A 23,245-nucleotide genomic window follows, 5' to 3' on the forward strand; every position below is an offset into this window, starting at 1 on the left:
ATTTTATAAATATAAAAATCAACAACTTAAAAATATCGCACTAAGCCGTAAACAACGCCATAATTCACAGTTGACTTTTTCACTCACAGACTTATCCACAGGCTGAGAGTCAATTTGCCGTGGCTGAAATAGTGCATCTGTGGCATGCTAACCGCCATCTAAGTCATCGATAAACGAAAATTACCTATGCCGACTATTGCCAATAACCCACTTGTCCTTGTGGATGGATCTTCTTATTTGTACCGCGCCTATTATGCGCCTCCTCATCTGACAAACTCAAAGGGCGAAGCAACGGGAGCCGTTTATGGCGTAGTCAATATGCTCCGTAGTCTATTGACTCGTTATCAGCCCAGCCATATCGCCGTGGTATTCGATGCCAAAGGCAAGACTTTCCGTAATGACTTATACGGTGAATATAAAGCACATCGTCCACCCATGCCCGATGATCTGCGTTCACAAATCGAGCCCTTATATCGCATTATTCGCGCCTTAGGATTGCCGCTTATTTCTATACCAGGTGTTGAAGCCGACGATGTGATTGGAACCATCGCCCGCCAAGCAAGCCTCGAAAAACGCTCGGTATTAATAAGTACGGGCGATAAAGATATGGCGCAGCTCGTAGATGACAATATCACGCTGATCAATACCATGACGGACACCATCATGGGACCAGAAGAAGTTACGGCTAAATATGGTGTTGGCCCAGACAGAATTATCGATTTCTTAGCGCTGATGGGCGATAAGGCCGATAACATTCCCGGCCTACCCGGTGTCGGTGAAAAAACCGCCTTAGCCATGCTCACCGGGGCTGGCAGTGTCGCCAATTTGCTTGCTGAGCCCGAAAAAGTCACTGAATTGGGCTTTAGGGGCGCAAAAACCATGGCGGCAAAAATCATTGAAAATGCCGAAATGCTCAAACTTTCCTATGAACTTGCCACCATCAAAACCGATGTTGAACTCGAGCAAGACTGGCATGAACTCACGGTTAAACCCGCAGACAGAGATGAGCTGATCCAATGTTATGGTGAAATGGAGTTCAAACGCTGGTTAGCAGAAGTATTAGATAATAAGTCAATTACCCAAACCGCCGTCACCAATGTTGAAACAGAGGAAACATCCGCCTCATCCGAAACGCTTGAAACCCAATACGATTGTATTCTAACGGAAGCAGAATTAGACACTTGGATTGCTAAGCTTAAGCAGGCCGACTTAATGGCGGTGGATACCGAGACCACCAGCTTAGATTATATGGTGGCGGAGCTAGTCGGGATCTCCTTCGCCGTTGAGGCGGGGAAAGCAGCCTATTTACCTTTGGCCCATGATTATGTTGGCGCGCCAACTCAACTCGATAAAACCGTTGCACTAGAAAAACTGCGCCCTCTTCTTGAAGATCCAACGATCAAGAAAGTCGGTCAAAACCTTAAGTACGACATTAGCATCTTAGCCAATGCGGGTATTAAACTGCAGGGCGTTGCTTTCGATACTATGCTCGAATCCTATGTGTTTAACTCAGTCGCTTCGCGCCATGATATGGACGGCCTTGCACTCAAATACTTAGGCCATAAAAACATTGGTTTTGAAGATATTGCAGGCAAAGGCGCTAAGCAACTCACCTTCAATCAAATTCCGCTGGAAAACGCCGCGCCCTACGCCGCCGAAGATGCCGATATCACCCTGCGCTTGCATCAGCACCTCTGGCCAAGGCTGGAGAAAGAAGTCGAGTTAGCCTCAGTTTTCACTGACATTGAATTACCTCTAATCCAAATACTTTCGGACATAGAGCGTCAGGGCGTATTAATCGATAGCATGTTACTCGGACAACAGAGTGAAGAGTTGGCGCGTAAAATCGATGAGCTAGAGTCTAAAGCCTATGATATTGCAGGCGAAAAGTTCAATTTAAGCTCACCCAAGCAATTGCAGGTGCTGTTTTTTGAAAAACTGGGCTATCCCATCACCAAAAAGACCCCAAAGGGCGCACCATCGACTGCTGAAGAAGTGCTCGTCGAATTGGCATTAGACTATCCACTTCCCAAAGTCATTCTCGAACACCGCAGCCTGACTAAATTAAAGAGTACCTACACGGATAAACTGCCGCTGATGGTCAATGCCAAAACTGGCAGAGTGCACACAAGCTACCATCAAGCCAATGCCGCCACGGGGCGTTTATCCTCGAGCGAGCCTAATCTGCAAAATATCCCTATTCGTACAGAGGAAGGGCGCCGCATTCGCCAAGCCTTTATCGCACCGCAAGGTCGTAAAATACTCGCCGCCGACTACTCACAAATTGAGCTGAGGATCATGGCGCATTTATCCCAAGATGCAGGTTTACTCAAGGCCTTCGCCGAAGGAAAAGACATTCACAGAGCCACGGCTGCAGAAGTATTTGGTACCGACTTTGACGATGTGACAACCGAGCAACGCCGCCGGGCTAAAGCAGTCAACTTCGGCTTAATCTACGGTATGTCGGCCTTTGGGTTAGCGCGTCAGCTCGATATTCCCCGCCACGAGGCCCAAACTTATATCGATACTTACTTTGCCCGCTACCCAGGTGTCTTAAAATATATGGAGGAAACCCGCGCCGGCGCCGCCGACTTAGGTTATGTCTCGACGTTGTTTGGCCGCCGTCTCTACCTACCCGAGATCCGTGATCGTAATGCGATGCGCCGCCAAGCCGCCGAACGAGCCGCTATTAACGCGCCAATGCAAGGCACCGCCGCCGACATTATCAAGAAAGCCATGATCAGCATTGCCAATTGGATAAAAACCGAAACCCAAGGCGAAATCGCCATGATCATGCAAGTGCACGACGAATTGGTGTTCGAAGTCGACGCCGACAAGGCTGAAACGCTCAAACTAAGAGTCTGTGAACTTATGGCCCAAGCAGCCAATTTAGATGTCGAGTTACTGGCCGAGGCGGGGATTGGTGATAACTGGGATCAGGCTCACTAACCCTGCGACATCCAACAACCAAACTAATTGAACAGAAGATAAAGCTAACCTGAATGCAATTTTTGAGTTCAGGTTAGCTCACTCGTATTTTAGTCAGCAGCGCCAGGCATTACCCTCGGCCACACAATCATCACCAAGTACTCATATAGCCAAGCACTCATAGCCAAAAAACCTAATGTACTTGGCGTCTCCTAATTCCGCGTCATCAATCGCAGGACACTCAAGTAGATTGTATATACTCAAAAGTGCCGTAACAGCTGTTCTCTCATGCGCACACTAAAACACTCAGCCGAATTTAGAGTAAAAACATTAAATCTCAAACATTGATCTTTTTCGTATATAAATTTCTTATTATTCCGTTAAATCAGCCAATTAAGTCTTTTTTGTGAAACTTTCAGATCAATTTGAGGTGTTTTTTCGCTCATAACCTGAGATCAAGCGCACATAATTACATCATTTTTGAAAAAACTGTTTTCCATTTAAAGATAAATAGCGTATTATTCTCTGCGTAGGGTACAGAGGTTAAGATGTTCTATCTTTCAGACCTTTATTTCACTTATAGTGATGAGCCAAATTCTGGCGCCTCAGCAACTTGTTTGCTGAGGCTTTTTTTTGCTCTTTTTTTGAGTGCACGCATTTTTTAGAGTATTTACTTTAATAAAAGATAAATCCAATGTATGCTGTCTTCATTGAGAACCATTAAAGGTATTTAATGGTGCTTGAGTCTTGTTGAATTTAGCTTCTCCCCAAAAGAGCTAATATTTTTGGCCGATGACATAGTTATCGGCTATTTTTTTGCCTGAAATTTACAACAGTGGCAGCTAGATAGATTGGGGAAAGGAAGATTGGATAAGAGTAGAAGATGCACATACACAGCTAAATTTACGATTTAAGCTGTGTATGGGTTTTAAGCAATATATGCTGTTAATTCAACTATTCAGCACTACCTGCAGCATCTAGTTCATCGGCCAACCACTGAGGATGGCACCATTCATTCAGTATGCTTAGCACTTTAGGTTTTCCAGTGCCTTTAAGTGATGAAAACGGTTCAACTTGAACCCAATCACCAAAATCAGTTAAGGCTTTACGGACTTCATTAACGGTTTTCATCTTTGCACTTTGTGCTAACTTGTCAGACTTAGTCAACAACGCCAATACAGGTATTTCGCTAGCAACCGCCCACTCTATCATCTGCATATCCAGATCTTTTAGCGGGTGACGGATGTCCATTAACACAACAACACCACTTAAGCAGGCTCGCTTCTGTAAATATTCCCCAAGTGCTTGTTGCCATTTATTTTTCATCGCCAATGGCACCTGCGCAAAACCATAGCCCGGCAAGTCCACTAAACGACGCTGCGCATCCAACTCAAATACGTTAATAAGCTGAGTTCGACCAGGGGTTTTACTGGTTCTTGCTAAGTTTTTTTGCTCAGTTAATGCATTGAGTGCACTTGATTTTCCGGCATTTGAGCGACCAGCAAAAGCAATCTCAACTCCAACGTCACCGGGCAGATATTGATCCAAATGTGCAATGTCGGGTGCACTAATTAAAAACTTCGCCCTGCGAAAATCTATATGAGATTCAGTCACTATTTACTCCAAAATATTTTCTGCGCAATACCATAATTAATGAAGAATTGCTTACTTTTCCACGTTTTCGTGTAAAATATTACCCCGATCACATTAAACATATTTTACCACGCTTGCGGGTCACCCTAGTAAGCTCAGGATAATAATCTTAACCAGAAGTTGGAACGCCATGAAAAAGTTAGCTCTTGCGCTGTCTGTTGTAGTTGCCGCCATATCTTCACCTGCGATTGCAGAAGGTAATGCTGAAGCGGGAAAAACTAAAATTATCGTTTGCTCTGCCTGCCATGGTATGGACGGTAACAGTATGATCGATATGTATCCTAAGCTTGCGGGCCAACACGCCACTTACCTGCAAAAGCAACTACATGACTTCCGTAGTGCCGCACAAACCGGTGGCAAAGATGGCCGTATGGATCCTATCATGGGTGGCATGTCGATTGCTCTAAGCGATCAGGATATTCTCGATATTACCGCATATTTCTCCAGCCAAACTTTACAAGTCGCAGAAGTGAAAGATGTACCAGAGCTTGGTGCCAAGTTGTACAAAGGTGGAGATGTTTCGCGTGGTATTACAGCATGTATGGCATGCCATGGTCCTGATGGTAAAGGCGCTGAGCTTGCTGGCTTCCCCGCTTTAGCTGGCCAACACGCTAACTATATCAAAATCCAACTGACTAAGTTCCGCGATGCGGGTCGCAATAACGATCTCAACGGCATGATGCAAGATGTCGCGAAAAAGTTAAGCGACAGCGATATTGACGCTCTTTCTAAGTATCTATCTAGCTTGAAATAACACTCAAGTGCGTAGCTCAGTCCCTTTAGTCAAAGAGATTGAGTGACCACCAAGCCCCCGCAAGAATGGTTTATAACCTAAACCATTCTTGCGGTACTTCCCCTTTCCATTCTGCCTGTCCGCTTTAGTCATACTTCTCCGTAAAAAGTATCGCTAGCTAGCTTAGTCATTCTCCTTCCAACAACCTTGTACCACCAGCCAAACACCAAAAGTCATTTCATAAATAATCGCATGTTTATCCCCAAACAACCGGAAGGTGCAGAATTCAGCGTGAACTTAACGTACTTTAGGATAAAGAATGTTGTAAACACCCGATGAAAATTGGGATATTTTTGCAGAAAAGACGGCATTATCATTAGGTTTCACACTAGCATGTTTACGTTGACGTAAACTGATTAAGATTCCTACTTGACAGAGATCACAGATTTGGGGTTTAATAAGCCCCGTACCGAGATAAACCCATCTGTTTGTACAAAAAGATTAATAATAACGTGCAGATTTCGGTATAATTAACATTCAAGATATAAGAATAAATATATTCAATAACAATAATATAATTAAGACCACTCTCTAATAATAATAAGAGTCGTGATTTCGAGTTGAAATCCAGGTCAGTACATTTTTGTAAGGGATGGCCGATAACGCCAATTTGCGCTAAGCAAAACGCCTTACACTCAGGGTAACTTGCCCCATCAGGACACAGTTTGAATGATTCAAATTGTAGCAAAGGAAGCTAATAAGCTTAGGATGCACTGGCTGGAAGCTTGTTATCACTGGAAGGTACTTTAAACAACATGGATGGTTAACTTAACGTCAATGATGACGCTGCTATACAAGATGTGTCTTGAGACCATCTACGGAAACTGTGGTCAGGATGGCGACAGAAAATAAATTAAGTGTCTGGAAGACCGATAACTAAAATGTTGCAGGGAAAGCAGTAAAAAAAAGAAGGATACCGACCGGGAAAGTCGCATAGCAAGTATGGATACTTGGAATCAGGATAAGGTGCTAGATGCACCCTTTGTAAGGCGGCAGTTTAACTGCCGCCTTTTTCTTTATTGTCATTTGCAATCCACCCCTGTGCCGAAAATGTGCACTAACCCAATATAATTGGTACAATCAACGCCTTAATAATCTTTCTAGCTGACTCAATGCGCAGATGCCCCCTTTGTCATAACAGCCAAACTTATATACTCCTTCAGGATAAAAAACGGAGTTTTTATGTTTGTATGACTTGCGGGTTAACCTTTGCAGATGCCAGTAGCCATCTTCCCCCAGCAGCAGAAAAACAAAGATATGGCCGCTCTAGGGTCGCATCTAAGCAGCGGCAATTGTCACAGTTTATTTTGCCACTATTAGAACAGCTGCAATATCATCAAGCCGGCAGCTTATTAGGACTCAATTTTGGCCGCATACTCGATCAAACGAGTCTGACCACCATCGAATCCGCGGGACATACTCTGAATCAATACGATCCTTTTTTTGCGCCGGATCATGACACCCTAAAACAAGAATATGATTTTATCTGTTGCTACCGGGTGTTTGAGCATTTTCAGTACCCCATCAAAGAATGGAATCTACTCACTCGCTTACTCCGGCCAGGCGGCTGGTTAGCAATAAGTACGCCTTTATTGGTTGATTTGGAAGGGTTTGCTAAGTGGCACTATAAGAACAATCTTACCCATGTGAGTTTCTACCAAAGGCAAACCTTTGAGCACTTAGCTCAAAATAGTCATTTTGAACTATTATTTGCCGCGAAAGATCTCGTTTTGATGCAAAAAACATCATAATCTGGTATAACACCCGACCTAATTTAGCACCTTGTAGATAGGGTGATTCCATATCTGCAAGGCCACACGTTGTAAACAATTGAGAAAACCATGTCTCGTAGCAAGAAAACACGCAAGGGCGGCGAGAACAGCCCGAAGTTACAGCCAAGAGTGAAGAAGCAAGATCGCGCTGTAACCACAGGCAAACGTAAAGAAACGGGCAATAAATCGGGCAGTCGTCATAACGAAGGTCTTATCTTGGCTCAAGCGCCCCAACAAAATGCGGCGCAAAAAAAGGATCCGCGCCATGGCAGTAAAAAGCCTGTGGCTTTAGCGATTCCAGTCGTAGCAGAAACCGTTCAGACAGCGAAGGTTAAACAGCCTAAATTAACCGATGAGCAAAAACTGCTGAAGCTCGAAGAAGATCCAAGACTGAACCAGTTACTCGATATGCTGGAAGAAGGTCGCGATCTCAACGATGCAGATCAGAAATGGTTAGATCAACAGCTGAATAAGATTGAAGCTCTGATGATTAAGTTAGGTATTAGTGACGATATGGATGATAACGCACCTTCATCACCCGCTAAGTCCTTGTCTGACGATGAGTTATTCGACAAATTCGAATCGGGCGCTGACTTACTAAAAGATTATCAAGACAAGTTCTAACCTCTCAGTGCTAGGGCATGGGGAACTCAGTTTTTAGCTGTACTCCCTATGCCATTCATATAAGGAGTCTTTGTGTCTACGGCCATTGTCATTCTCGGTTTTTTTATCATAGTAGCGCTAAGTAGCTACGCCACTTACTTACTCTTAAAGTTGCAACGGCAAAAAAAGCGTCAGCAAGCAGCCCTTGTGGAACGTGAAGCCGTAGCAAATGCAAAACGCGCCCAAGTTTTAGATGATATTCGCTATATCGCTACAGCTATGATTGAGGACCGCTGTGAGATCTCCGAAGGCGTGGTCAGAATTGGACGATTATTTGAAATTTTATCCCTGAGTGAACGGGTCGCACCTGAATTTCCTGCATTATTCGAACACTTTGAGTTAATTAAAGATCATCCTATCATGGAAGCTCGTCAAGCCTTGCCTAAACAGGAAAGGATGAAATTAGACTTGATCAGAATGAAGTCAGAAGCCGCATTAGAGCAAGGCATTAGTGATGATGCGAAAAAACTGTCGGCGTACCAACCCAAAGCGATGCACTAAACAAATGAATTTCTAGACTTCAAGACCACTTTATTGCCGTGGTTTTGAAGTCATCTAGACAAAGCTCGTACCAATCTTACGCCCCTCCTCCCGTGAGCCTGCGCACAAAACCGCCAAATACCGACAGACAAGCGTACTTTTTTGATAGATATTGCGTAACTTCTAAAAAGACAGACGTCATTTTTACAACATAGATCAAGGTTATTTACTAAAGAACCTTGCATACTTCGCTTGTTGCTAATTTACCCTCGGAGGACACGCCTTGAAGCAGCCCACTCAGATTAGCTGGGATCAATCGATGATCGAAAAATATAACTACAGCGGTCCCCGTTATACGTCTTACCCAACGGCGCTCGAGTTCGATGACTCATTCACCGAACAGAACCTGCTGACGGCCATTGAAAATAGCAAAAGCGATAAACTGTCGCTGTATATTCATATCCCATTCTGCGCCAAGCTTTGTTATTACTGCGGCTGTAATAAAGTTATCACCCGCCATCCACACAAAGCCGATCAGTACATTGAATATTTAAGCCAAGAAATTATCAAACGTGCGCCCCTGTTTAAACATTACAGCGTGACCCAAATGCATTGGGGCGGCGGTACACCTACCTTCTTAAATCCAGAGCAAATTCTTAAGCTTACCTCTTTAATCAAGGCTAATTTTAACTTTGCCGCCGAAGGTGAGTTTTCGATTGAGGTCGATCCTCGCGAGATTGAGCTATCAATGCTCGACACTTTGAAAGAAGCAGGCTTTAACCGAATTTCTATCGGTGTCCAAGACTTTAATAAAGAAGTGCAAATTGCCGTTAATCGCGAACAAGATGAGCAATTTATCTTCGACTTGATGGCCAAAGCGAAAGCCATGGGCTTTGTGTCGACCAACATAGATTTAATCTATGGCTTACCACACCAAACGCCAGAAACCTTTGCAGCGACTATGCAGCGTGTTTTAGATTTGTCCCCTGACCGTCTGTCGGTATTTAACTATGCCCACTTACCTGCGCGCTTTGCAGCTCAACGTAAGATCAAAGACGAGCATTTACCTTCACCGAAGCAAAAACTCGAAATGTTGCACCAAACGATCGAGACCTTAACTGGTGCGGGTTACCAATATATCGGTATGGACCACTTTGCTAAACCCGATGACGAGTTAGCCAAGTTACAACGTGAAGGCAAACTGCACCGCAATTTCCAAGGTTATACCACCCAAGAAGAATGTGATTTGTTAGGTCTTGGCGTGTCGTCTATCAGTCAAATTGGCGACTGCTACGCGCAAAATCAAAAAGATATCCGCCCTTACTATGAAGCCATAGAAAAGGACGGCCATGCCCTGTGGAAAGGTTGCAGCCTAAACCGTGACGATGAAATCCGCCGCGTAGTGATTAAACAGCTGATTTGCCACTTCGACTTAGATATGGCGAAAATGGATGAAAAACTGGGGATTAAGTTTGAAGAATACTTCGCCGAAGACTTGAAACTACTACAAACCTTTATCGACGATAAATTAGTTGAAGTGGTCGACAGAAAAATCACTATCAGCCCAACGGGCCGCCTACTGATCCGTAATATCTGTATGTGCTTCGACCTTTACTACCGTCAAAAAGCGCGTCAGCAACAGTTCTCCCGCGTGATCTAACGCTTAGCGCAACTCCAATAAAAAATCCGACTTAAGGTCGGATTTTTTATTGCGATTAATCAGACCTTTTACGCTTTAGCGGCATACAGCGCCTTACGCTCAGAGTCCGATAAAAAGGCCATTTCAACGCCGTTACGTTGCACTTGGGCAAGCTCGGCATCGGTTAACTTGAGTTCCGACTTAGCAATACGATACTCATGCTTAATGTCGATAGCACTCACACCCGGATCATCGGTATTAAGGCTAATGAGTACTCCGGCATCCATAAAAGTTCTAAAGGGATGCTCAGCGTAAGAAGCAACAGTAGAAGTATGCAAGTTACTGGTTGGGCAAGACTCGATGCCAATACTGTGCTTAGCAAGATATTCCATCAGCTGAGGATCGTGAATCGCGTTCACCCCATGACCAATGCGAGTAGCACCAAGTTCTTGAATCGCTTGCCACATACTCTGTGACCCCGCGGCTTCACCGGCGTGAGCGGTAATCGCCAGACCAGCATCACGAACACGTTTAAAGTGTTCGTTGAATAACTCGCCTGGGAAGCCCAATTCATCACCGGCTAAGTCCATAGCCACGAGATGTTGTTTATGGGCGAGTAAGCCTTCCAGTTCTTGAGTACAAGCCGCTTGACCAAATGAACGTGACATAATGCCAATCAAATTGATCTTCACGTTATAGTCTTTTAAGCCCGCTTTAACGCCGTCGATCACTGCCTCAACTACGCCTTCAATCGGTAACTTATGGTTCATCGCCATATAGTAAGGACTAAAACGTAACTCGGCATAATCTAAGCCAGATAACGCCGCATCGGCGACGTTTTCATAGGCAACGCGTTTAACCGCATCCAAATCTGCGAGAACGGCAACCATCCAATCAAGCTTCTTTAAGAAGGCAACTAGGCTAGTTTCTTTCCCCTGAATTTGCACAAACGGTGCGAGCGTTGCTAAAGAATCGGCAGGTAGCGCAATGCCGTGTTGGTGTCCTAGCTCCCAAATGGTGTTCACCCGCACGTTACCGTCTAAGTGACGATGCAGATCCACCAAGGGAATGGATGTATCAATCATAATTAACCCCTATTTGAACTACCCAGCCAATGCTTTTGTTATTTGGTCGCGGGCGGACCCTAAGTTTAACACGCATTTTTAGGGGCATTTATGAGTTAAAGGTATTTAAATTCACATTCAGTCACAATTCCGCTTAATATCCATACAAGGATCTGCCTAAATCCTCAGGCATAATGAGTTCAATAACAACGAAAATATCAGAGAATGATCATGCATAAACTCTTAACCCCTAGTCTATTGATTTGTGCTTTAAGCGCCTGCAGCGTCAGCGCTCCTCAGGGACAAAACCCTCCATCTGCAGTCATCGTGACGTCCCCATCTCAAGCCAGTCCAATCTCCCCAGCACTACAAGCCATTATTGACCAAAGCTGGCAATTACAGCTCAGTGCCAGCCCAGAGATGGCCTATGGCATGGGGGACAAGAGTGCGGCAGGAAAGCTTCAAGATCTTTCTCCCGAAGCCTTAACCAAACTCAATCAAGGCCAAATTGCGATTTTAAGCCAATTGAAAGCGCTCGATCGCAGCCAGCTGAGTAAAGAGGATAAGATTAACGCTCAGATACTCGAAGATCAGATCCAAAATGATGTAGATCTCTATAAATACAAAGATTATTACCTGCCAATCACAGCTGAAAGCGGCTTCCACGCCTATATTTCATCGATTGCACAGGCTCGCTTTAATACCCTAGAAGACTATCAAAATTACATCGACAAGCTAAAAGCCCTACCCACCTACTTTGCCCAGCAGACCCATTGGTTAAAACAAGGCTTAGCCGAAGGTATAACTCCGCCTAAAGCCACGTTAACTGGGTTTGAAAATAGTATCAGTGCCTATATAGTTCCCGTTGAAAAAAGTAGTTATTTCAAGCCATTTACTCAATACCCAAGCCATTTTACTGCAGCGCAGAAAGTCCAATTAACGCAAGAAGGCCGAGCCCTAGTCGAAAAGACTGTCTTACCTGTTTATCAGAATTTCTATGACTTTATGACACAGGAATATATGCCCAATACGCGGGAGAACATTGCCGCCAGCAGTCTACCCGCAGGGAAAGCGTTTTATGAGAATCGCGTCCGTTATTACACCACCCTCGATATGACATCGGCGCAAGTGCATGAACTTGGCTTAAAAGAAGTGCAACGCATCCGCCAAGAGATGGAGCAAATCATCGCATCCGTTGGCTTTAAGGGCAGTTTTGCCGATTTTTTACATTTTCTACGCACCGATCCCCAGTTCTACACCACCAGTGCCGATCAGTTACTCAAAGAGGCCGCATTTATAGCGAAAAAAGCCGATGCCATGCTCCCCAAATATTTTGGTAAATTGCCTCGCCAACCCTATGGAATCGCCCCCGTTCCCGCTGAAATCGCACCTAAATATACCTCTGGCCGCTATTCGGGATCTAACCGCGATGACGAGCCCGGTTATTATTGGGTTAATACCTATGCCCTAGATAAACGGCCGCTCTACGAATTAGAAGCCTTAACCCTGCATGAAGCCGTCCCGGGGCATCATCTGCAAATATCACTCAACTCAGAACTCAGCGCATTACCCGATTTTCGCCGCTATGGTTATATCTCAGCCTTTGGTGAAGGTTGGGGTTTATATAGCGAATATTTAGGGTTGGAAGCGGGATTCTACCAAGATCCTTACAGTAACTTTGGCCGCCTAACCTATGAGATGTGGCGTGCAGCTCGCCTCGTGGTTGACACTGGGATGCATGCCCAGGGTTGGAGTCGAGAGCAGGCCATCGATTTTATGGCCAGCAATACCGCCCTATCATTACACAATGTCACCACTGAGATTGACCGCTATATCACTTGGCCAGGGCAAGCATTGTCCTACAAGATTGGCGAATTAACGATCAAGCGGTTACGAGCTAAGGCAGAACAGGAACTCGGCGACAAATTCGATATTCGCGCCTTCCATGATGCCGTGCTCGCAAATGGTTCCGTTCCCATGCGGATACTCGAAGAGCAGATAGATGACTTTATCGCAACTCAAAAAGCCAAGTCATAAAACTAGCTCTATAGGAGTCTGCATTTTCAGACTCCTATAGTTCTCTGTTACACTCTAGCAAACCTTTTTGCCAAGATATGTGCGACAGCGTATGAGCCAAGCTACCACTGTATTTTCAACCGAACACGATTTAAATACCTCAGAGCAGCAAGCCTTCTGGCAAACCGTAGTTCAAGGAACATTAACAGCAGCTGATGGTATCACTTTGGCCTATATGGTGGCATTACATCCCAAAGCGCACGCCAGCATAGTCCTTAGCAGTGGCCGAGTTGAATCCTATTTAAAGTATCAGGAACTGGTATTTGACTTGTACCAACAGGGCTATTCTGTTTATGCCATAGATCACCGCGGCCAAGGGCTGTCGGCACGGATGACAATCAATCCACACATGGGCCACGTGCGTAGATTTAATGATTATATCGATGACTTTGCGCTGTTTATGCACAAAATCGTACTTAACCAAGCCGCGCAACCTCTGTTCCTACTCGGGCATTCTATGGGGGGCGCCATTGGCACTTTATATTTAAAACAGCATCCAGATATTTTCACCGCGGCGGCATTTTCTGCGCCTATGTACGGTATCAAACTGCCAATGCCAAAGGGGTTTGTTCGCTGGTTGGCGAGTAAGTTAGACACTAGCCTTAATGGTGGCGAACCTAATTTTGTGCTCAGTGGGCAAAATTATAAAGCCGTACCATTTAAAGGAAATGACTTAACCCACAGCCAGGCAAGGTATCAAGCCTATAGGGAATTATATGAAGCAGCTCCAAAACTCCAACTCGGCTCGCCGACCAATCGCTGGCTAACTGAGTCTTTAGATGCGGCTGATTCCTGCGTATTGGCCACAACACATATCCGCACTCCCATACTGATCCTGCAGGCCAGCGAAGATAAAATTGTTGATAATGCAGCACAAAATCTTGCCGTCAGTTCTCACTGCCAATTAAAAGTAATTGCGGGGGCTGCCCATGAGATTTTTATGGAAAAAGACGCCTATCGAAATCAGGCCTTAAATTATGCGCTCGAGTTCTTTACACGCTACGTAATAAAGGACGAGGACAAACAAGCTGTTTAAAATCAGTGTAATTGAGTGGGCGACTAAAACAATAGCCTTGATACGCACGGCAGCCAAGGGCAGTAAAAACCTGTTGCTGCTTAACCGATTCAATCCCTTTAGCCACTAGTTGTATCTCAAATGCCTGTAGCGACTGGATTAAAGCACTTTGCCACAGTGATGAAGCCATAGCCGCGCAGTTGATATCCAGTTTCACTTCACTTATGGGGTATTTCATTAGGCAACTTAAAGCACTTTGGCCCACACCAAAGCCATCTAAGACAATGGGCACACCTGCAGCGAACAATTTACTGATACGTTCATTCACAAAGGTTTCTTGCATTAAGAATGTCGTTTCAGTGAGTTCAACCCCCAACTGATTCGCATCAAGAGCATAAGTACTAACCAACTCCAATAAATGCTCAATAAAATCAGCTTGGCAAAATGATAATGAGCTAATGTTGACTGTCATTCGTGGCAACACTAGGCCTTGGCCTTTCGCTTGCTGCAGTAACAGGCAGGCTCGTTTAAAGACGCTCAGATCTAAGGCCGCAATTAAACCACTACGCTCAGCCAGATGGATAAATTCAGCGGGTGCAATCACTTCGCCATTAGCTAGATACCAGCGGGATAATATTTCTGCAGAAATAATATCCCCATTTACATCAACCACAGGCTGGAAAACCAATGACAACTTATCTTGCTCTATCGCCGTCTTCAACTCTTGCTGCAGGAGTTCATCACGACTTTGACGTTTATCTAAATCCACATGATAGAAAGCACACCCCGCTTGCTCCTGTAACCTAGCAGCTTGCTTAGCGAGTTTTGCGCGATATAACACAGTAGAGGGCTCTAAGGTCTCAACACTATCGAGTAAATAAATCCCCACATTGGAATTCAGTTCGAAATGATGTTCAGCATAATGGAAAGGACGGGCGATGATTTGCCTTAACTCTGTCGCCAAAGCTAAGCCTCGGCGCCCCGCCATTTCTGCATCGACACCCAACTCTTTGGAAAGCAGGACAAAACGTCCCGCCTCTAAATGGCCAACGATAATATTCTCAGCAAAATAACTCGATAACCGTGCGCCAAGCTGGGCAAATAACCGTTCAAGTTCATGTGGCGTGAGGGAGTCCGCCACCCCAAAGCACTCGACTTCAACAAAGAAAAATCCGCCCCAATGGCCCGTGCTATTTCGTTGAACAAGAAATTGAGACAAACGATCCATAAATGTCGCGGGTAACATGCGGTGCCCCGCAACAGAGTTTTCAACGAGTTGGGCGATGGCAGCATGGTTCTTCTCACTCTCAGAGACATCCACATGAATTCCTATCATACGTGTCGGACGCCCTTGATGATCCCAATCGACTAGCATGCCACGATCGAGCACCCAAATATAATGTCCATCTCTGTGTTTAAGTCGATGAACACTCTCAAACTCTTTACTCTTACCACTCAAATATTCCTGCAAGCTATCTAAAACCGTTTGCCGGTCCTCAGGGTGTAAACGCGTCTCCCAAATCTGAAAAGAACCCTCAAGCTCATCCGGCGCATAGCCAATCATCTCCTTCCAGCGATCCGAGAGAAACACCTCACCCGTGCCTATATCCCAATCCCAAATACCATTGCGTGAACCTTCCACTGCAAATAGCCAACGCTGTTCGCTGTCATTCAATTGCTTAACGGCACGACCTAAACGTTCATGAACCTGTTGCAGGCTAGATTGAAGGGATAAAACCTCCGTAGAACTCCAAGGTATTTGAGTCGAAAATGCGGCGGTGCCGACCTGTTTAGCCGTCTCGCTCAAAATTTTAAATGGACGGATCAAAAGGTAATAAAGAATTAACGTAAAACCTATCAATAACAGACCGCCGAGTCCCCAGACACGGATAAAACGTTGCTGTAATTTGGCAGAAGCTTCAGAAACTAGGGGAGCAAGATCGGATTCAAGATAGATCAACTCCACAGCACCAGGAAATTGCGGCACTACCGGATAATAAGCTTGAATAGTTAACCGTTCGAGATTGACGGATATCTGTTGTAGGGAGGATTGAACAACGGCATGATGTTTCGTTACATCATAACCATCAATTACTTGGATTGCATTGCTATCACGCCAAACCGTATGATTAGCGAAACGAATCCGACTATCCGCATCGACTAAAATATACACCATAATACTCATATCTAGCGCGGCCAAGGAGACTTCCTGCTCAATACGCTCCACATCCTGTAAAGCTTGTGCCGATTGCACAACCGTCTGCATTCTGAATAATTGCTGCTTAATCTGATTTACCTGACGCTCGGCAAGCTCACCACGAACTTGATCACTCTCATACAGGTACTCACCCACGACTAACACTAAATAAAGTGTCAGCATACACAGTGGGATCAATACAGCGAGAGAAAGTTTACGAAGCATCGGCGCCCGACAACCTTTAATAAAATGAAGAATAGGCCAGTATGCTAACGGGAAAACACCGACTAAGCAAAAAGACTTAATTGAAACCTATAGCAATCCTCAACAAATATTGAAATTCTGCTGAAACATCAGAGTATAAAGGTAGAACAATAATGGATATCAGGAAATTGCAGTTCAAACATAAAAATCACAGACGCAAAAAAGCCAGCTTATTCAGCTGGCTTCGTTACATCTCAATGAGATAATTAGGCGCTTGGCGATGACCTACTCTCACATGGGGAGACCCCACACTACCATCGGCGCGATTGCGTTTCACTTCTGAGTTCGGGATGGGATCAGGTGGGACCACAATGCTATTGTCACCAAGCAAATTCGGTTTATTTAATGCCTTAGCATTAAATAATAATTCGGAAAGCTGACTGTCTTATTTAGCTAAGACTCTCTTTGAGTTCACACTTCATTAAGTGTTTATATTCTGTCTAAGTTCGCTTAGTACGACCTCCATGGACGGAGGAAGTGCTAGAAAATGTCTGGAACATTTTCAGTAAAACCCATCTGGGTTGTATGGTTAAGCCTCTCGAGTCATTAGTACATGTTAGCTCAACGCCTCACAACGCTTACACACCATGCCTATCAACGTCCTAGTCTCGAACGGCTCTTTAGAGGTCTTATAGACCTAGGGATGACTCATCTTGGGGCTCGCTTCCCGCTTAGATGCTTTCAGCGGTTATCGATTCCGAACGTAGCTACCGGGCAATGCCATTGGCATGACAACCCGAACACCAGCGGTTCGTTCACTCCGGTCCTCTCGTACTAGGAGCAACTCCCCTCAATCATCCAACGCCCACGGCAGATAGGGACCGAACTGTCTCACGACGTTCTGAACCCAGCTCGCGTACCACTTTAAATGGCGAACAGCCATACCCTTGGGACCGACTTCAGCCCCAGGATGTGATGAGCCGACATCGAGGTGCCAAACACCGCCGTCGATATGAACTCTTGGGCGGTATCAGCCTGTTATCCCCGGAGTACCTTTTATCCGTTGAGCGATGGCCCTTCCATTCAGAACCACCGGATCACTATGACCTACTTTCGTACCTGCTCGACGTGTCTGTCTCGCAGTTAAGCTGGCTTATGCCATTGCACTAACCGTACGATGTCCGACCGTACTTAGCCAACCTTCGTGCTCCTCCGTTACTCTTTGGGAGGAGACCGCCCCAGTCAAACTACCCACCAGGCACTGTCCCGAACCCCGATTAGGGGCCTCGGTTAGAACATCAAAACTACAAGGGTGGTATTTCAAGGACGACTCCATCAGAACTAGCGTTCCAACTTCATAGTCTCCCACCTATCCTACACATGTAGGTTCAATGTTCAGTGCCAAGCTATAGTAAAGGTTCACGGGGTCTTTCCGTCTAGCCGCGGGTATACGGCATCTTCACCGCAATTTCAACTTCACTGAGTCTCGGCTGGAGACAGCGTGGCCATCATTACGCCATTCGTGCAGGTCGGAACTTACCCGACAAGGAATTTCGCTACCTTAGGACCGTTATAGTTACGGCCGCCGTTTACCGGGGCTTCGATCATGAGCTTCTCTTGCGATAACCCAATCAATTAACCTTCCGGCACCGGGCAGGCGTCACACCGTATACTTCCTCTTGCGAGTTTGCACAGTGCTGTGTTTTTGATAAACAGTTGCAGCCACCTGGTATCTGCGACTCCCGTCAGCTTAGAGAGCAAGTCTCATCACCAACAAGAGCGTACCTTCTCCCGAAGTTACGGTACCATTTTGCCTAGTTCCTTCAGCCGAGTTCTCTCAAGCGCCTTGGTATTCTCTACCCGACCACCTGTGTCGGTTTGGGGTACGATTCCCGCTAACCTGAAGCTTAGAAGATTTTCCTGGAAGCATGGCATCAACTACTTCAGTCCCGTAGGACCTCGTCATCAGCTCTCGGCCTTTAGATTTCCCGGATTTGCCTAAGAAATCAGCCTACCACCTTAAACGCGGACTACCAACGCCGCGCTAGCCTAGCCTTCTCCGTCTCTCCATCGCAGTTAGCGGAAGTACAGAAATATTAATCTGTTTCCCATCGATTACGCCTTTCGGCCTCACCTTAGGGGTCGACTCACCCTGCCCCGATTAACGTTGGACAGGAACCCTTGGTCTTTCGGCGAGGGGGTTTTTCACCCCCTTTATCGTTACTCATGTCAGCATTCGCACTTCTGATACCTCCAGCGTGGGTTACCCCTTCACCTTCATCGGCTTACAGAACGCTCCTCTACCGCGCAACCCTAATGGGCTGCACCCGTAGCTTCGGTGGTATGTTTAGCCCCGTTACATCTTCCGCGCAGGCCGACTCGACTAGTGAGCTATTACGCTTTCTTTAAATGATGGCTGCTTCTAAGCCAACATCCTAGCTGTCTAAGCCTTCCCACATCGTTTCCCACTTAACATACACTTTGGGACCTTAGCTGACGGTCTGGGTTGTTTCCCTTTTGACGACGGACGTTAGCACCCGCCGTCTGTCTCCCGAGTAGTACTCATTGGTATTCGGAGTTTGCAAAGGGTTGGTAAGTCGGGATGACCCCCTAGCCTTAACAGTGCTCTACCCCCAATGGTATTCGCTCGAGGCGCTACCTAAATAGCTTTCGAGGAGAACCAGATATCTCCCGGTTTGATTGGCCTTTCACCCCCAGCCACAAGTCATCCGCTAATTTTTCAACATTAGTCGGTTCGGTCCTCCAGTTGATGTTACTCAACCTTCAACCTGCCCATGGCTAGATCACCGGGTTTCGGGTCTACACCTTGCAACTCAACGCGCAGTTAACACTCGGTTTCCCTACGGCTCCGCTATTCGCTTAACCTTGCTACAAAATGTAAGTCGCTGACCCATTATACAAAAGGTACGCAGTCACGGTCTCAAGAACCGCTCCCACTGCTTGTACGTATACGGTTTCAGGTTCTATTTCACTCCCCTCACAGGGGTTCTTTTCGCCTTTCCCTCACGGTACTGGTTCACTATCGGTCAGTCAGGAGTATTTAGCCTTGGAGGATGGTCCCCCCATATTCAAACAGGATGTCACGTGTCCCGCCTTACTCGTTTTCATCAATGGTTAGTTTTCGTGTACGGGGCTATCACCCTGTGCCGCTGCGCTTCCCAACGCATTCCACTAACACCCCACTGACTTAAGGGCTAATCCCCGTTCGCTCGCCGCTACTAGGGGAATCTCGGTTGATTTCTTTTCCTAAGGGTACTTAGATGTTTCAGTTCCCCTCGTTCGCCTCGCAACACTATGTATTCATGTTGCGATGACCGCTTATGCGGCCGGGTTCCCCCATTCGGACATCGTTAGCTCAAATGCTTGTTACTAGCTCGCCAACGCTTTTCGCAAGTTACTACGTCCTTCATCGCCTCTGACTGCCAAGGCATCCACCGTATACGCTTAGTCGCTTAACCATACAACCCAAATGAGTTTCACTCATCTGTGCCGCATTGCGACCAGCTGGTTTTACTTGTCTCATCTTCGACCAAGAAGATGGACTCGCCTTAGACTTGAATATTCAAGACACTTAATAAAGTGTTTGAGAACTCAATGTTTAATGCTCTCGCATTAAACCTTTTTCGTATCAACACAACGACAGACATCATTGTATTTAATACTATCAGCTTTCCAAATTGTTAAAGAACAAGCATCGCCGTTAAGACGTGCCACTCGCTCTACAAGAACAAGTTATCTGTGTGAACACTCAACAAACATCGAGTTAGTCGTATAGGTAAGGAGGTGATCCAGCCCCAGGTTCCCCTAGGGCTACCTTGTTACGACTTCACCCCAGTCATGAACCACAAAGTGGTGAGCGCCCCCCCGAAGGTTAAGCTACCCACTTCTTTTGCAGCCCACTCCCATGGTGTGACGGGCGGTGTGTACAAGGCCCGGGAACGTATTCACCGTGGCATTCTGATCCACGATTACTAGCGATTCCGACTTCATGGAGTCGAGTTGCAGACTCCAATCCGGACTACGACGAGCTTTGTGAGATTAGCTCTACCTCGCGGCTTTGCAACCCTCTGTACTCGCCATTGTAGCACGTGTGTAGCCCTACTCGTAAGGGCCATGATGACTTGACGTCGTCCCCACCTTCCTCCGGTTTATCACCGGCAGTCTCCCTAGAGTTCCCACCATTACGTGCTGGCAAATAAGGATAGGGGTTGCGCTCGTTGCGGGACTTAACCCAACATTTCACAACACGAGCTGACGACAGCCATGCAGCACCTGTCTCAGAGTTCCCGAAGGCACTAAGCTATCTCTAGCGAATTCTCTGGATGTCAAGAGTAGGTAAGGTTCTTCGCGTTGCATCGAATTAAACCACATGCTCCACCGCTTGTGCGGGCCCCCGTCAATTCATTTGAGTTTTAACCTTGCGGCCGTACTCCCCAGGCGGTCTACTTAATGCGTTAGCTTGAGAGCCCAGTGTTCAAGACACCAAACTCCGAGTAGACATCGTTTACGGCGTGGACTACCAGGGTATCTAATCCTGTTTGCTCCCCACGCTTTCGTGCATGAGCGTCAGTCTTTGTCCAGGGGGCCGCCTTCGCCACCGGTATTCCTCCAGATCTCTACGCATTTCACCGCTACACCTGGAATTCTACCCCCCTCTACAAGACTCTAGTTCGCCAGTTCGAAATGCTATTCCTAGGTTGAGCCCAGGGCTTTCACATCTCGCTTAACAAACCGCCTGCGCACGCTTTACGCCCAGTAATTCCGATTAACGCTCGGACCCTCCGTATTACCGCGGCTGCTGGCACGGAGTTAGCCGGTCCTTCTTCTGTAGGTAACGTCACAGCTACAGTTTATTAAACTGCAACCTTTCCTCCCTACTGAAAGTGCTTTACAACCCGAAGGCCTTCTTCACACACGCGGCATGGCTGCATCAGGGTTTCCCCCATTGTGCAATATTCCCCACTGCTGCCTCCCGTAGGAGTCTGGGCCGTGTCTCAGTCCCAGTGTGGCTGATCATCCTCTCAGAACAGCTAGGGATCGTCGCCTTGGTGAGCCATTACCTCACCAACTAGCTAATCCCACCTAGGTTCATCCAATCGCGAGAGGCCCGAAGGTCCCCCTCTTTCCCCCGTAGGGCGTATGCGGTATTAGCAGTCGTTTCCAACTGTTATCCCCCTCGACTGGGCAGATCCCTAGGCATTACTCACCCGTCCGCCGCTCGCCACCTCAGAAGTAAACTCCCTTGTGCTGCCGCTCGACTTGCATGTGTTAGGCCTGCCGCCAGCGTTCAATCTGAGCCATGATCAAACTCTTCAATTAAAGTTTTTTTGTTTCCGAAGAAACGGCTCAATGAATTCTGATTTTTTGTTTCAGCTTAAAAAGCCAAAACAAACTGTACATATTGCTATGAACACTCATTATTACATTGATTTAATTCTTTGACTGCCAACCCTAAGGTTAAGCAGTTTCGATTAACTCAACACCTGTGAGTGTCCACACAGATTTCTTGTTTTATCTTGTTAAAGAGCAACTCAACCTCATAAGAGAAGGTGAGTACCATACTGAGCGCCGAACGCTTCCAGTTGGCTAGGGCTGACTTCTCGTCAACTCAGGGTCGTGCATTTTACGCACTTCCCACTTCGCGTCAAGGAGTTTTTGCAAACTTTCTTTTCGCTCATCAATCAGTAAACTCATCGATGAACTGTCATATCAGGCAGCTTAGCGCCGTCTGCCGTGTCAGTGGATGCGCATTATAGGGAGCAGAAGATTTTGTGCAAGGGCTTTTTTAAGGTTTTTTGGATTTAATTTTGATTAGCCAATCTAGCCACATCATACCCACTTGTTACCCCCAGACTTATCCACATCAACAGCATTTGACAGCAAGATATCTGCTGCCCTATCAAAAAACTCAGAAAAACTATTCACATCTGGATATCGCGATTTGATTCGTTTTATTAAGCAACTTAAGTTCGTAATAACCTGCATCAGAACTGCTCACTGCCTATGGCACAATTCTATCTCTCTTAATTTCGTCTCAATGAAGATATTCCAGCTATGGAACACCGCTCGATAATATCCTCATCGCCACTAAAACAACTACTATCCTGCACATTTTGACGCAGCCATTGCCATACCTGCTCTATCGGATCCAGCTCTGGTGCTATAGGAACGCTTTAAGCTTAGCTTGTTGTGCAATGGACAATGTCGCAGGACGGCCTAGAGTAGGCGTTCGTCTAGACCTCTCAAACTTGAGGTAAATAGGCGGTGATCCACCGATTAACACTGATTCTACTGACCTTGGGCATACTTGCGATAGCGGTCCGAGAATGACCTTCAGTGAACTGAAGTAAAGCAAGATAACGCATACGTTTGCGTGCGCTTTTCTCCGATTTTACTAAGGCTGCGATGGTATGATTATTCATATTTTGTATGATTGAAAAAGTGAACATCAATTGGATCACATAATGTCACATTGATAAAATTGCCCCTTATTCACCAGAACTTAATCCAATAGAATTAGACTGGCAGTGGCAACAACATTGCCCATCCAACCGATTATTTAAAGATTATCAAGATAATCTTGAGCAGATTTAGAAAGTTAGATTAAAACTAAACGCAAAAAAGCCAGCTTATTCAGCTGGCTTCGTTACATCTCAATGAGATAATTAGGCGCTTGGCGATGACCTACTCTCACATGGGGAGACCCCACACTACCATCGGCGCGATTGCGTTTCACTTCT

At 46.0% G+C, this 23,245-nt stretch carries 11 protein-coding genes, 3 rRNA genes and 2 pseudogenes; 9 read left to right on the forward strand and 7 right to left on the reverse strand.

Annotated features, from left to right (window positions below):
- Window positions 1-186 precede the first annotated feature (186 nt).
- Window positions 187-2,949 (forward strand): DNA polymerase I, encoded by a 2,763-nt coding sequence (gene polA, locus MJO46_RS12445; protein WP_253989570.1) that lies wholly within the window; start codon window positions 187-189, stop codon window positions 2,947-2,949.
- 933 nt (window positions 2,950-3,882) lie between these two features.
- On the opposite strand, the gene yihA is transcribed toward polA, so the two are convergent.
- Window positions 3,883-4,542 (reverse strand): ribosome biogenesis GTP-binding protein YihA/YsxC, encoded by a 660-nt coding sequence (gene yihA / locus MJO46_RS12450; RefSeq protein ID WP_253989571.1) that lies wholly within the window; start codon window positions 4,540-4,542, stop codon window positions 3,883-3,885.
- A 169-nt stretch (window positions 4,543-4,711) separates the two neighbouring features.
- Between yihA and MJO46_RS12455 the strand changes: the two genes are divergently transcribed.
- From MJO46_RS12455 to hemN, 5 genes are all read left to right on the forward strand, one after another.
- A complete protein-coding gene (locus MJO46_RS12455) occupies window positions 4,712-5,335 on the forward strand; it encodes a cytochrome c (RefSeq protein ID WP_253989572.1) in 624 nt (207 codons plus the stop codon).
- A gap of 1,151 nt (window positions 5,336-6,486) precedes the next feature.
- Window positions 6,487-7,125, forward strand: a complete 639-nt coding sequence (locus MJO46_RS12460; protein WP_253989573.1) for a class I SAM-dependent methyltransferase — start codon at window positions 6,487-6,489, stop codon at window positions 7,123-7,125.
- 90 nt (window positions 7,126-7,215) lie between these two features.
- A complete protein-coding gene (yihI, locus tag MJO46_RS12465) occupies window positions 7,216-7,770 on the forward strand; it encodes a Der GTPase-activating protein YihI (RefSeq protein WP_253989574.1) in 555 nt (184 codons plus the stop codon).
- Between the two features lie 72 nt (window positions 7,771-7,842).
- Window positions 7,843-8,310 (forward strand): DUF2489 domain-containing protein, encoded by a 468-nt coding sequence (locus MJO46_RS12470; protein WP_253989575.1) that lies wholly within the window; start codon window positions 7,843-7,845, stop codon window positions 8,308-8,310.
- 262 nt (window positions 8,311-8,572) lie between these two features.
- The gene (gene hemN, locus MJO46_RS12475) at window positions 8,573-9,949 is read left to right on the forward strand and encodes an oxygen-independent coproporphyrinogen III oxidase (RefSeq protein WP_301541976.1); all 1,377 of its coding nucleotides are present in this window, start codon (window positions 8,573-8,575) and stop codon (window positions 9,947-9,949) included.
- 68 nt (window positions 9,950-10,017) lie between these two features.
- Here hemN and add read toward each other — a convergent pair whose 3' ends face one another.
- Complete coding sequence (gene add, locus MJO46_RS12480) at window positions 10,018-11,013, reverse strand: adenosine deaminase (RefSeq protein ID WP_253989577.1); 996 nt, start codon at window positions 11,011-11,013, stop codon at window positions 10,018-10,020.
- A 210-nt stretch (window positions 11,014-11,223) separates the two neighbouring features.
- On the opposite strand from add, the gene MJO46_RS12485 reads away from it, so the two are divergent.
- Window positions 11,224-13,029, forward strand: a complete 1,806-nt coding sequence (locus tag MJO46_RS12485) for a DUF885 family protein (RefSeq protein WP_253989578.1) — start codon at window positions 11,224-11,226, stop codon at window positions 13,027-13,029.
- 91 nt (window positions 13,030-13,120) lie between these two features.
- Window positions 13,121-14,104, forward strand: a complete 984-nt coding sequence (locus MJO46_RS12490; protein ID WP_253989579.1) for an alpha/beta fold hydrolase — start codon at window positions 13,121-13,123, stop codon at window positions 14,102-14,104.
- Here MJO46_RS12490 and MJO46_RS12495 read toward each other — a convergent pair.
- From MJO46_RS12495 to MJO46_RS12515, 5 genes and pseudogenes are all read right to left on the reverse strand, one after another.
- Entirely contained in the window at window positions 14,061-16,505 is a 2,445-nt protein-coding gene (locus MJO46_RS12495) for an EAL domain-containing protein (RefSeq protein WP_253989580.1), read from the reverse strand. The genes MJO46_RS12490 and MJO46_RS12495 overlap by 44 nt on opposite strands.
- Before the next feature lie 251 nt (window positions 16,506-16,756).
- Window positions 16,757-16,872: ribosomal RNA gene (gene rrf, locus MJO46_RS12500) — 5S ribosomal RNA — on the reverse strand.
- A gap of 197 nt (window positions 16,873-17,069) precedes the next feature.
- Window positions 17,070-19,963 (reverse strand): 23S ribosomal RNA (locus tag MJO46_RS12505).
- Window positions 19,964-20,281: 318 nt separating this feature from the next.
- Window positions 20,282-21,824, reverse strand: a 16S ribosomal RNA gene (locus MJO46_RS12510).
- The 16S, 23S and 5S rRNA genes sit together here, the layout of an rRNA operon.
- Window positions 21,825-22,668: 844 nt before the next feature.
- Window positions 22,669-22,927, reverse strand: a pseudogene (locus tag MJO46_RS12515) (transposase); the annotation flags it as partial.
- Window positions 22,928-22,982: 55 nt separating this feature from the next.
- On the opposite strand from MJO46_RS12515, the pseudogene MJO46_RS12520 reads away from it, so the two are divergent.
- Window positions 22,983-23,093, forward strand: a pseudogene (locus tag MJO46_RS12520) (IS630 family transposase); the annotation flags it as partial.
- Window positions 23,094-23,245 lie beyond the last annotated feature (152 nt).

Origin of the sequence: Shewanella sp. KJ2020 (assembly GCF_024197625.1) — a bacterium.
Classification (GTDB): domain Bacteria; phylum Pseudomonadota; class Gammaproteobacteria; order Enterobacterales; family Shewanellaceae; genus Shewanella.

Bases quoted from the DNA above. Each gene is read 5' to 3' on its own strand.
- polA (WP_253989570.1), top strand. From the start codon at position 187: ATGCCGACTATTGCCAATAACCCACTTGTCCTTGTGGATGGATCTTCT.
- MJO46_RS12455 (WP_253989572.1), top strand. From the start codon at position 4,712: ATGAAAAAGTTAGCTCTTGCGCTGTCTGTTGTAGTTGCCGCCATATCT.
- MJO46_RS12460 (WP_253989573.1), top strand. From the start codon at position 6,487: ATGCGCAGATGCCCCCTTTGTCATAACAGCCAAACTTATATACTCCTT.
- yihI (WP_253989574.1), top strand. From the start codon at position 7,216: ATGTCTCGTAGCAAGAAAACACGCAAGGGCGGCGAGAACAGCCCGAAG.
- add (WP_253989577.1), bottom strand. From the start codon at position 11,013: ATGATTGATACATCCATTCCCTTGGTGGATCTGCATCGTCACTTAGAC.
- MJO46_RS12485 (WP_253989578.1), top strand. From the start codon at position 11,224: ATGCATAAACTCTTAACCCCTAGTCTATTGATTTGTGCTTTAAGCGCC.
- MJO46_RS12490 (WP_253989579.1), top strand. From the start codon at position 13,121: ATGAGCCAAGCTACCACTGTATTTTCAACCGAACACGATTTAAATACC.
- MJO46_RS12495 (WP_253989580.1), bottom strand. From the start codon at position 16,505: ATGCTTCGTAAACTTTCTCTCGCTGTATTGATCCCACTGTGTATGCTG.